Annotated in this window: 8 protein-coding genes and 2 pseudogenes; 3 read left to right on the forward strand and 7 right to left on the reverse strand. The window is 58.5% G+C overall.

The features are described from left to right. Positions 1-18: 18 nt before the first annotated feature. The gene (gene glmS, locus DW796_RS04090) at positions 19-1,866 is read right to left on the reverse strand and encodes a glutamine--fructose-6-phosphate transaminase (isomerizing) (protein ID WP_118094339.1); all 1,848 of its coding nucleotides are present in this window, start codon (positions 1,864-1,866) and stop codon (positions 19-21) included. 558 nt (positions 1,867-2,424) lie between these two features. On the opposite strand from glmS, the gene DW796_RS04095 reads away from it, so the two are divergent. Further along, positions 2,425-3,558, forward strand: a complete 1,134-nt coding sequence (locus tag DW796_RS04095; protein WP_233539661.1) for a LacI family DNA-binding transcriptional regulator — start codon at positions 2,425-2,427, stop codon at positions 3,556-3,558. Positions 3,559-3,773: 215 nt separating this feature from the next. Continuing rightward, positions 3,774-4,979, forward strand: coding sequence for an ATP-binding protein (locus tag DW796_RS04100; protein WP_118094341.1), 1,206 nt, complete (start codon positions 3,774-3,776; stop codon positions 4,977-4,979). A gap of 201 nt (positions 4,980-5,180) precedes the next feature. On the opposite strand, the gene DW796_RS04105 is transcribed toward DW796_RS04100, so the two are convergent. Further along, positions 5,181-5,831, reverse strand: coding sequence for an HAD family phosphatase (locus DW796_RS04105; protein ID WP_118094342.1), 651 nt, complete (start codon positions 5,829-5,831; stop codon positions 5,181-5,183). 167 nt (positions 5,832-5,998) lie between these two features. Between DW796_RS04105 and DW796_RS04110 the strand changes: the two genes are divergently transcribed. After that, positions 5,999-6,877 carry an ATP-dependent sacrificial sulfur transferase LarE gene (locus tag DW796_RS04110; RefSeq protein WP_118094343.1) on the forward strand — a complete coding sequence of 293 codons (879 nt, stop codon included), beginning with the start codon at positions 5,999-6,001 and terminating at the stop codon, positions 6,875-6,877. Positions 6,878-6,996: 119 nt separating this feature from the next. Here DW796_RS04110 and DW796_RS04115 read toward each other — a convergent pair whose 3' ends face one another. From DW796_RS04115 to DW796_RS10795, 5 genes and pseudogenes are all read right to left on the reverse strand, one after another. Further along, complete coding sequence (locus DW796_RS04115; protein ID WP_158567682.1) at positions 6,997-8,691, reverse strand: ATP-binding protein; 1,695 nt, start codon at positions 8,689-8,691, stop codon at positions 6,997-6,999. Positions 8,692-9,092: 401 nt separating this feature from the next. Beyond that, positions 9,093-9,437 (reverse strand): annotated as a pseudogene (locus DW796_RS04120) (PTS sugar transporter subunit IIA); the annotation flags it as partial. Between the two features lie 120 nt (positions 9,438-9,557). Beyond that, positions 9,558-10,496, reverse strand: coding sequence for a transketolase family protein (locus DW796_RS04125; protein ID WP_118094345.1), 939 nt, complete (start codon positions 10,494-10,496; stop codon positions 9,558-9,560). Next, positions 10,496-11,326, reverse strand: coding sequence for a transketolase (locus DW796_RS04130; protein ID WP_118094367.1), 831 nt, complete (start codon positions 11,324-11,326; stop codon positions 10,496-10,498). Before DW796_RS04130 ends, DW796_RS04125 begins: the two co-directional genes overlap by 1 nt. 180 nt (positions 11,327-11,506) lie before the next feature. After that, positions 11,507-11,698: pseudogene (locus DW796_RS10795) on the reverse strand (hypothetical protein); the annotation flags it as partial. Positions 11,699-11,705: the final 7 nt, after the last annotated feature.

An 11,705-nucleotide genomic window follows, 5' to 3' on the forward strand; every position in this document is an offset into this window, starting at 1 on the left:
TAGAACGACGGAACTCGATTATTCGACCGTGACGCTTTTCGCCAGGTTGCGGGGCTGGTCAACGTCGCAACCGCGCAGGATGGCCACCTCGCGGGCGAGCAGCTGCAGCGGGACGCTCGCCGTGATGGGGCTGAACACGTCGCGGACTGCTGGCACGCGGATGATGCAGTCGGCGATCTTGTTGATCTCCTCGTCGCCCTCGGTGGCAACGACGATGACCTTGGCGCCGCGTGCCTTGCACTCCATAAGGTTCGACACGGTCTTGTCGTAGGTGGCGCTCTTGGTGGCCACGGCGATGACGGGGAAGCCCGGGTCGATCAGGGCAATGGGGCCGTGCTTCATCTCGCCGGCGGCGTAGGCCTCGGCGTGCAGGTAGCTGACCTCTTTGAGCTTGAGCGCGCCCTCGTAGGAGATAGCGGCACCCATGCCGCGACCCACGAACAGTGCGGACTGCGCGTCCTTGCACAGCAGGGCGGCCTCATGCACGGCCTCGGTCTGGGTATCCAAAATCCACTGGATCTGCTCGGCCGTATCGGAAAGCTCGCGGAACAGCATGCGCGCCTGCTTGGTGGTCAGGCGGTACTTGACCTGCGCCAGCAGCAGAGCCAGCAGCGTCAGGCTCACGACCTGGCCGATGAAGCTCTTGGTCGAGGCGACCGCGATCTCCTTGTTGGCCTTGGTGTAGATGACGCCGTCGCTCTCACGCGCCACGGGGCTGCCCACCACGTTGGTGATGCCGAAGACCTTGGCGCCCTTGATGCGCGCATCGCGAATGGCGGCAAGGGTATCGGCCGTCTCGCCCGACTGGGACACGGCAACGACGAGCGTCGTCGGCGTAATGATGGGGTTGCGATAACGGAACTCGCTGGCCGCCTCCACCTCGGTGGGGATGCGAGCCCAGCCCTCAATGAGATTCTTGGCGATGAGGCCAGCGTGATAGCTGGTTCCGCAAGCGATCACGTAGACGCGGTCGATGTCGTTGAGCTCCTCGAGCGAAAGGCCCAGCTCGTCGATGTCGAGCTCGCCGGCCGGCGTCATACGACCGACCAGCGTGTCGCGCACGACGCGCGGCTGCTCGTGGATTTCCTTGAGCATAAAGTCGGGATAACCGCCCTTTTCTGCCATGTCCAGGTCCCAGTCGATGTGGGTGACCTTGGGCTCGATAGCGTTGCCGGCCTCGTCGGCGTACTCGACGCCTGCGGGCGTGAGCTTGGCAAACTGACCGTCCTCGAGCACCACGACATCGCGGGTGGCGTCGATGAGCGCGATGACATCGGAGGCGACATAGGCGCCGGTCTCGCCCGCGCCGACCACGATCGGGGAATCCTTGCGGGCCACGGCGATCACGCCGGGCTCGTCAGCGCACACGGCGGCCAGACCATAGGCACCGACCACGTGGGTGCACGCCTCGCGCACGGAGGCCATCAGGTCGTGCGTCTCGGCATAAGCCTCTTCGATCAGATGCGCGAAGACCTCGGTATCGGTCTCGCTCTTAAAGTGGTGGCCGCGGCCCTCCAGCTCTTCGCGCAGCTCGGCGAAGTTCTCGATGATGCCGTTGTGGACGATGGCGATGCGACCGTCGCAGCTGGTGTGGGGATGGGCGTTGACAACGGAAGGCTTGCCATGGGTGGCCCAACGGGTGTGACCGATACCGCAGGTAGCGTCACTGTCGATGTTGGAAAGCTCGCTCTCCAGGCCCGCGACCTTGCCCACGCGGCGGATGACGTCGAGGTGCGCCGCGGCGCCCTCGCCCACCTCGAGCGCAACGCCCGAGGAGTCATAGCCGCGATACTCCATGCGCTTGAGGCCCGTGACCAGGATGTTCTTTGCAATATCAGAGCCGGTGTAGCCGACGATTCCGCACATAGGATAAATCCCTTCGTTCGCGTGACTGCAAGACGTCCACGCACAAGGGGCGCTGAGACGCATAACGTTCGAGTATTGTACTCACGCAGGCGCAAGCTGATATACCAGATGTGGTATCTCAACTTAGATACCACCCGATGCACACACGTCCAGCGGGTCCAAACCACCACAATGGGGACAGGCACCTTTGTGGTGATTTGGACCGGGGCGGCGCTCTGTTCTGGCTAAAAATCTCGATCTGTAACATCTGGGCCGCAATAAGCCGGCTTAGCGTTACGGATCGAGACATTGCGGTTCGGCCCCTGCACTATGTCTCGATCTGTAACAGGTAGAGCCAGTTTTGCCGTCCAGATGTTACAGATCGAGACAATTGAAGGCCCGGGCAGCTCAAACCACCACAAAGGTGCCTGTCCCCTTCGTGGTGGTCGCGCTGGCAACGGCGTTTCCCCAGATAAAACCTACCAAAATAAACCTGTCCCTAATTGGCAGGTTTTGACACCCTGGGGGCGGGCGATGCTACAATCTGGCTTGTACTTGAAACGCATCAAAGGGGCCGCTATGGCAAAGGTAAAAATCAGCGACGTCGCGCGCGAAGCCGGGGTTTCGTTGGGCACGGTTTCCAACGCACTCAACCATCCCGAAAAGTTGCGCCCCGAGACCCTCAAGCTCATCAACGAGACCATCAATCGCCTTGGCTATCTGCCCAACCAAAGCGCTCGTCAGCTCGCGGGCGGCGCCACCAAGTCCTTTGGCCTGGTGCTCCCTCGTCTCGATCACGGCTTTTCACTCCAAATCGCCAGCGGCGCCCACAACGAGGCCCGCAAGCACGGCTACGACCTGCTCATCGCCAATGCCGATAACGACGATATTCTCGAGGATCATTACCTGCGCTATTTTATGGGCACGCAGATGTCCGGCGTCATAGTTCAGCCCATGGCGTCCCCCGACTGGCACCCCGCCATGACCAAGATTCCCGTCCCCATCGTCCATCTGGACGTCCATTGTTCAGAACCCGGTTACTACGTGGCCGCCGACAACGAGGCACAGGGGCGCATTATCGCCGAGCTCACCATCGCCCGCGGCGCACACCGCATCGTCGTTGTAGGCCGAGCGGCATTTATGCAGCTCACCCTGCGCGTCCTTGGCATCCACAAGGCACTTGCCCTGCATCCCGATATCAAAATTGAGGTCATCGATGCCGGAGAGTGGAATACCGCAGCCGACGGCTACAGCATCGGTACCCAGATTGCCGAACGCCCTGCTGACGAGCGCCCCGATTTTGTCATCGGCCTGACCGACGTACTGGCGTCGGGCGTTATCTCGGCGCTGATAGACAAAGGCATCTCCGTCCCCGAGCAGGTCCGCGTGGCCGGCTGCGATGGCAACCCGCTTGCCTGGAGCGGATCGGTCCCCCTCACCACGGTAGCACCACCGGGCTACGAGATCGGCCGCAAGGGCGTGCAGCTGCTCATGGAACAAATCGAGGATAAACCTGCCGCCAAGACCAAACGAGTCCGCATCGGCTCCGCCGCGCGCACCGTCACCACGGTCACGGCCACCGAGGACATTAACCGTCAGGAGCTCGTGCGCCCCTTCTTGCTCGAGCGCGTGAGCACCCAAAAGGCCGAGCAGCACCCGACGGGCCCATCCGCGGCCCCAATAACCGACATCAACCTGGGCGCCTACTTGTAACAAAAAACGCCGCAACGGAAACAGGCCCGCTGCGGCGTTTTTTACTGGCCCCATGTGCCCTCCCCGTTTAGCCGGACCTGCAGCTACGGATATTTATGGAATGTAATCCATTTTTCATTAACTTTTTTGTTAGAATAGACTCAATTCCATATTTTTAGATATTTCCTATAAGTATTGATTTTGCTCCAGTTTTTTCTCGCCAAGAAAGGGGTTTCATGAATCTGATTGATCGCAAACAGTACCTCGACTGGCTCATTTCGTGGAAAGACTCACACGTCATCAAGGTCGTTTCGGGCGTGCGAAGGTCCGGCAAATCAAAGCTATTCGAAATCTACCGTAGCTACCTGCGCGATCATGGAATCACAGGCGACCAGGTTATATCCCTCAACTTTGAAGACCTGGAGTTCGAGTCGCTTACGTCGTATAGAGCGCTCTACGACTACATTTCCGCCAGACTCGTCCCCGATAAGATGAACTACGTTTTTCTGGACGAGATACAGCACGTCGAGCATTTCGAAAAAGCCGTCGACAGTCTTTTTATCAAGGACAATGTCGACCTCCACATAACCGGTTCCAACGCTTATCTGCTCTCGAGCGAGCTGGCAACTTTGCTCTCCGGCCGCTACGTAGAGCTCAAGATGCTGCCCCTATCCTTTAAAGAGTTTTGCTCGGCAAAAACCAATGACGGAAAGGCTCCCGCGCAGTTGTTTGACGAGTACATAACCAGGGGCTCTTTTCCCTTTATCGCCGAGACGGGTATTCAGGGACCCCAGGCGCGCGATTATCTTATGAGCCTCTACGATACCATCGTCATACGCGACGTTATCGAACGCCTGAAGGTCTCGGACGTCCCGACCCTGCGCGATATCACCAAGTTCCTACTCCATAGCATTGGAAACCGGATCTCGATTAAAAAAATCTCCGACACGCTCTCGTCCAACGGCAACAAAACCGACCAGAAAACCGTAGCCAAATACCTCAAAGGCTTAACAGACAGCCTTGTGCTGTACTTTGCTCCGCGCTATAACGTGCGCGGTCGGCAGCTTCTTTCAACAAACGGCAAATACTACGCCGTTGACCTTGGACTTAGAGGCGCTCTCGTCAAAACCCAAAGCAGCGATATCGGTCATATCCTCGAAAATGTTGTTTATCTCGAGCTCCTACGCCGTGGATACGACGTCTACGTGGGCGATATCGACGGCGGGGAAATTGATTTTGTTGCCCTAAAGTCAGACGAGACAGCCTATTTTCAGGTTTCAGCCACAACGCTCGACGAAACTACCCTCGATCGAGAGTTGGCCCCCTTTAAGAAAGTCCGAGACAACTACCCCAAGACGCTTCTTACGCTCGACACGCTGTTTGCGGACGCGAACTACGAAGGAGTCCGCAAGCGCAACGTGATCGACTGGCTCCTGGAGTAACTTGTAGCGTCATAACCCTCCGCCAGCTCCTTACCAAGGCCGCAGCCCCAGTCGCTTAAAGCACAATGCCCCTCTTATCGGCCAAAACAGCAATCTTGGCGTGATAAAAGGGGCTGACTGCGTCAGCGCTTCCACGCAGGCGCCGTTGCCGTCACCGTCCCGCGGGATCGGGCGCGGGGCATGGCGACTCGCGTGCGAACGCTAACACACGGCCTTGACCGCCGCCGGCAGATTGAACAGCGTATCGAGCACGGCCTCGCAGCCGTCCACCACGTCCTGCGGCAGCGGCACGATATCGGGGACGGCAAAGACGTGGCAGCCGGCCGTAATGCCCGAGACGCAGCCGTTGCGCGAATCCTCGACCACGGCACACTCCTCGGGAGCAAAGCCCACGCGCTCGCAGGCGAGCAGATACATCTCGGGGTCGGGCTTACCGTGCACGACGTCCCCGCCGCAGGTCACCGTCTCAAACTTGTCAAAAAGACCGACCATCTTAAGGTTGCGCTCGGCCGTAACGAGACGCGACGACGTCGCCAGGCCCACGTGATAGCCCGCAGCCAGCAGCTCGTCTATGCACTCGGCGGCACCGGCCTTAAGCTCCAAATCGGTCTTGACTATCTCGTCGCGAATCTCCTTGTGGCGATGATAGATCGCCTCAGCGGTTTCTCTGCTGCCGTAATGCGCCTCAAGAATGTCCATGACATCGGGCAGCGTGCGACCGATAAACTGATGGATCAGCGCATCATCAATCGCGACCCCAAGCTCGGCGGCGCCCGCCTTCCACGCCTTGATGCCCAGACGCTCGGTATCGACCAGCGTTCCGTCCATGTCAAAAATTACAGCCTTAATCATATCGGTCCCCTCACCTGATTGCGTTACTGCCACTCTACCGCACTTTACAAACTTGTATATAACGTATATAGCATATTGCACTTTCGTTACATAGGTAGAAATCTTATGACAAGCAGCCCGGTAGGATTATAGTTTTCGACCGAGTACTCAATAGCAAGGATCGTTTCATGTTTTCAGACACCACCGCACCTGCAGAGGAGCTTCAGGACAAACTCGCAGCGCTCGAACGGCTGCTTTTGGCATATGGACGCGTCGCCATCGGCTTTTCCGGCGGCGTCGACAGCAGCTTTTTGGCCGCGGTCTGCGCCCGCATCATGCCCGCCAGCACGCTTCTCGTTCACCTCACCACGCCGCTCATCGGCACGCCTGAACAGACCTCGTTTGAGCGCTCCGTTGATGGACAAGCCAATGAGGGGCCGCATTTTAAGCTCCCCGTGCTCAATCTTTCGGTCGATCAGCTGCAGCTCCCCCAAGTAGCCTGCAACGATGCCGACCGCTGCTACCACTGCAAGCGCGCCGGCTTTACCGCCATCGTCAACCACGCCAGGTCGCTGGGCTTTCTCACCGTCATCGATGGCAGCAATGCAAGCGATCGTGGTGACTACCGCCCCGGCATGCGCGCGGCAAAAGAGCTCGGCGTACGCTCCCCTCTCATGGAGGTCGGCTTTACCAAGGACGAAGAGCGCAAGCTGTTGCGCGCATGGGGCTACCCCGTTTGGAACCTGCCGGCAGGCGCTTGCTTGGCCACACGCGTCCCTACGGGCGAGGAGCTCACGCGCGAGAAGGTCAATCTAATCCGCGCCTGCGAGGACTACCTGCACGATCTTGGTCTGGCGCAGGTTCGCGCGCGCTTGGTCGGCGGGTGCATGCATATCGAGGCCGCACCCGCAGATGTCGCCAAGATTGCCGCCCTCGGCGGTGCTGCCGTCGACGGCGAGGGCAAGACCCCGTTGCCCGCCGCCATCGAGTCCGCGCTGCGCAACCTAGGCTGCGGCCACATCTCCCCCGAGGTCACCCCCTACATCCACGGCAACATGAACCAGTAACCTGCCAAAAAGGGACAGGTTTATTTTGGCAGGTTTTATCTTGGAAAATATCGCGGAGCCACCACCTCTCTAGTATCCATCTAACTTCGAGAGACACTAGAGAGGCGACTCGGCTGCATCTACCTCTTCCGATAGCGGCGGTTGCGGCTCGTCGATGAACCCATTACTTCAATGAGTCCTTTATCCGCCATTTTTGGCAGATGGTAACGGACGGACGAAATCTTGACCCCCGATGCAACCGCTATTTCTCGCGCCGTCATATCCATTCCGGCGCCGAGAGCCTCCAAAATCCTATCCGCCGTCGAAGCTGACGATTCTCTGCTCATATCGATAATTTCAAACGTGTCTTTGCCACATTTTGACAGGACATGTTTATTGACAAGGCCCCCGCAGATCAGGCGAATGTCATCCGAATCCCACTTCAAAGCCTCTCGTATTTTTTGAACATCGCATACGCACCCATGCTCCCGCATAAACATGAGCAATGTTTCCTCGCGATGCGTCAGTTCGGTGTCCACATGGCCCTGAATCCACATGCGGTTTTCAGCAAGCTCCGCCCCGTGCCGGGAAAGCAGCACCGTAAACGAATCGGCCTTAACGATAAATTTCGGCCTGCCAAGCGAACGAGACTCCATCTCGCGAATCATAGCCGGGATGCCAGATCCCTGACTTTCCGCAACAGCCCCCTCAGCATGCTCTAACGGCGTCGCCCCCATCAGACTCATGAGCTTTGGGTTTCGGCAGCGCGATTCCCCGTCCGCAAGATTGTCCACCGTCTTTCCGCCCCAAAGCCCGCCGGGGTTTTTGATCTCTATTCTGTCTGGGTAGATATCGACGCTCACGGCCTGCCCCACAAACATGGGCGAATACTCTCGATGGATGCAAGCATTCGCCAAGGCCTCGCGCAAAACCTCCTGGGGTACTTCCCAATCTTCCCTTCTACCAGCGCCTCGCACTATCGCCGCTTTGCGCAAGTTTCGTCCGATCGCAGCGAGGGCATCTTCGATGCAAGCCGGAATCGGGCCATCGCACAACTGGCGGTCAATAAACCGGGGTTGCCCAGGAGCAGATTTTTCCACATCGGAATGAACGGCGACATCGATCATCAGCTTGGGATAGAACTGCTGGGGGTAAATTCCCGCCGACAGCAGCCCCGCGAGCTTCACAGCTCCATCCTTTGTAGTGATATTGAGTCTGGCCAGCTGCTTTTCCAGCGTATCGGCCCCGCGCAAAACGCGCGGGGTCTGCAGCCGGCGATTTGCGATAATGGACCGCACGACATCTGGATCCAAATCCTCGACTGTTGCCTCCGAAACCACCGTACCGTCTGCATCACTCGGAAGCAGCGCACTCTGTAGCTCATATAGCTCAGCGGGCGACATCTTGATATCTTTATCATCCACGCGCTTGTAGCTACCGTTCTGCACGCCGCGCGCGCCGATATAGCATGGCTTCGCTTTGAGCTCAAGTTCAAAGATGCGCACCAGAAGTACCTGGAGCCCGTCGACCTCGCCTCGATCAAGCTCATACCGCGGCGCATGGGTCACCACCGCCGCTGAGCCTCCGTCTCCGATACCCGAAACAAACTGGTCGCGCACCCTGTCGATAGCAAAGTTGGCAGAAGGAACAAATCCTTCGGCTTCGTTCAGGCCCAAAATAATGAGCCCGCCCGCAGTGTTCGCAAAAGCACTCACTGTCTCCCATACGTCTGCACTCAATTTATTCGTGCAGGCTTTAACTTCTACCGATGCGTCATCGGTCCCCCGCCTGCGAAGGCGCTCAACGATGAGGCCAAGAGGTTCATCCAGCAGCATTGGCATTCCGTCTCTCTAAAACAATAGATTTATCTCTCTAGAGTTTAGTATATCTCTCTAACTTTAGAGAGATAAGCGCCTAGTTTTAGAGAGTTATTTAGAGAGATGTATCAAATTCACTGCTAGATTATCTAAGGCCATCTCTCTAACCGACTTTCTCTTTAGAGAGACGTTTAGAGAGACGAGCGCATCTCTCTAACCATGTGTTCCGCTCTTTAAAGCGTACACATCCCAACCGTGCCATAAGTTGCGGCGGGCATTACCCCGCCAACCCGCCAAAAGAGGACGGGTTTATTTTGGCAGGTTTTATCTGGGAAAACGCAAGCAGGGCCGCAACATCGTATGGCGTTGCGGCCCTTTTCCTTGGAGAAGGATCAATTGATTGAGCGGGCTGGTTGCACCTAACCCTCGAGCCCGGCGTTAATAAGCTCCGCGATCTCGGCGGGATCGGTGCTCGCGCGCACCTTGTCACGGAAACCGGCATCCATCAGCATCACGGCAGCCTTGGAGGGCAGACGCAGATGCGTGGTTCCAGCCTCGCCCGCGGGAACATACAGCGCAAGCGCAACATCGACGGGCACGCCGTCAAAGCTCGGCCACTCGACGGGCTTGGCCAATTTGAGCACGGCAACGCCCGGCGCATGGATCGCGTCGCTTTTGGCATGAGGAACGGCAAAGCCGGCGACAAGGCCAGTCTCGGCCTCGTTCTCGCGAGCGATAAAGGCGGCCTCGACGGCAGAAGCATCGTTGGCAAAGCCAAGCCCAACAGCCTATTCAGACAAATAATGCAAAGCATCCTCGCGCGATGCGGCGGCATGCCCAATCGTTACCTGATTGGCAGATACAAATCCCATAGAAAACACTCCTTACAACACGGACCTGACCGCGGCCTCGATACCCTCGGCGTCCAGACCGTACTTGTGCAGCAAATCGACCGCAGGGCCAGACTCGCCGTACACATCGCGCACGCCAACGCGGCGCATAGGCACCGGGTGCTGCTCCGCGAGCACCGCCGCAACGGCCTCGCCCAATCCGCCGACAATCGAATGCTCCTCGGCGGTCACCACACGACCGGTCTTCGTCGCGCTGGCAACCACTAGGCGCTCATCAAGCGGTTTGATCGTATGCATGTTGATGACCTCGGCATCGATGCCTTCGGCAGCGAGCACCTCGGCAGCCTCAAGCGCCTCGGCGACCATGAGGCCGCATGCGATGATGGTCACATCGGACCCCTCGCGCACGACCACGCCGCGGCCAATCTTGAACTCATAGTCCTCGTGGTCGTTGATGACCGGCGTAGCCAGGCGGCCAAAACGCATGTAGACCGGACCCTCAAACTCATAGGCGGCGCGCACGCAGGCGCGAGCCTCGACATCATCGGCGGGGACAATCACCGTCATGCCCGGAATCGTGCGCATGAGCGCGATATCCTCGCAACACTGATGCGTAGCGCCGTCTTCACCGACCGAGATGCCCGCATGCGTAGCGCCAATTTTGACGTTGAGGTGCGGATAGCCGATGGAGTTACGCACTTGCTCATACGCACGACCGGCGGCGAACATGGCAAAGGTGCTCGCAAAGGCGACGCGACCCGTGGTCGCAATGCCGGCGGCAAGCCCCATCAAGTTGCTCTCGGCAATGCCGGCGTCGTAGAAGCGCTCAGGGTGAACGGCCTTAAACTTACCGGTCTGCGTGGCGGCGGCCAGGTCGGCATCGAGAACCACAAAGTCATCGCGCTCATTGCCCAGCTCGACAAGTGCCTCGCCGTAGCTAACGCGCGTGGCGACCTTCTTGACGTCTGCCATTAGAGCTCCTCCCCTGCTACTACGAGCTCGGCCATGGCCTGCTCAAACTGTTCATCGTTGGGCGCCTTGCCGTGCCAGCCCACCTGGTTTTCCATAAAGGAGACGCCCTTGCCCTTCACCGTCTCGGCGATAATGGCCACCGGTGACCCGCTCACTTTGCGGGCCTCGGCAAAGGCGGCGGCAATCTGTGCCATGTCGTTGCCGTCGGCGAGCTCGATCACATGCCACTTAAAGGCACGGAACTTGTCGGCAAGAGGCATAGCCGAGTTAACCTCGTCGATACTGCCGTCAATTTGCAGGCCATTGTGATCGACAATGGCGACAAGGTTATCCAAATCGTGATTACCGGCGAACATGGCCGCCTCCCACACCTGGCCCTCCTCGCACTCGCCGTCGCCCAGCAGTGTGTAGACGCGGTAGCTGTCGCCCCAGTGCTTTGCGGCAAGCGCCATTCCAACCGCAGCGGAAATGCCCTGGCCGAGCGAACCGGTCGACATGTCGATGCCCGGCGTGTCGTTCATATTGGGATGGCCCTGCAGTCGGCTGCCGATATGTCGGAGCGTCTCGAGCTCATCCTTGGGAAAGAACCCGCGCTCAGCAAGCACGGCATAGAGTGCCGGAGCGCAATGTCCCTTGGAGAGCACGAAGCGGTCGCGCTCAGCACGGTTCGGATTCGCCGGGTCGACATCCATTTCCTCAAAGTAGAGGTAGGTCATAATGTCGGCGGCGCCAAGCGATCCGCCCGGATGCCCCGACTTGGCGGCATGGACCGCGGTCACGACACCCTTCCTGACCTCATTGGCGACCTTCGCCAGCTCCTGGTTGGTCATACGAATTCCTCTCTTGAGAACAACCCCGGCACTGGATAATGCGATGCCGGGGCAATTCACTCGTTTAAGCCCACGCGACGACCTTTTCCAGTCAACCTCGAAGGAGGCGAGACCTTGATCGATCAGCGTGTGGTGCAGCCATTTCTTGAGCGCAGCCATAGGCACGGTCGCGATGTCGGCGGAGTCAACGTCTTCCTGCGTCAGCTCCTTCTCGATACCCAGACCACCCTGGGCCTCAACCTTGTGCTCAATGCCACAGGCGGCGCATTCATTTTGAATCGTTTTCTGGTCCATATACGTGTGGGCGATACCCATGGTACAGACGGCAACGCTTATGATCTTCATTTTTAAGATGGCGTGCCAGGCAGACATTTCACCC

Source organism: Collinsella sp. AM31-2AC (assembly GCF_003469285.1).
Classification (GTDB): domain Bacteria; phylum Actinomycetota; class Coriobacteriia; order Coriobacteriales; family Coriobacteriaceae; genus Collinsella; species Collinsella aerofaciens_AT.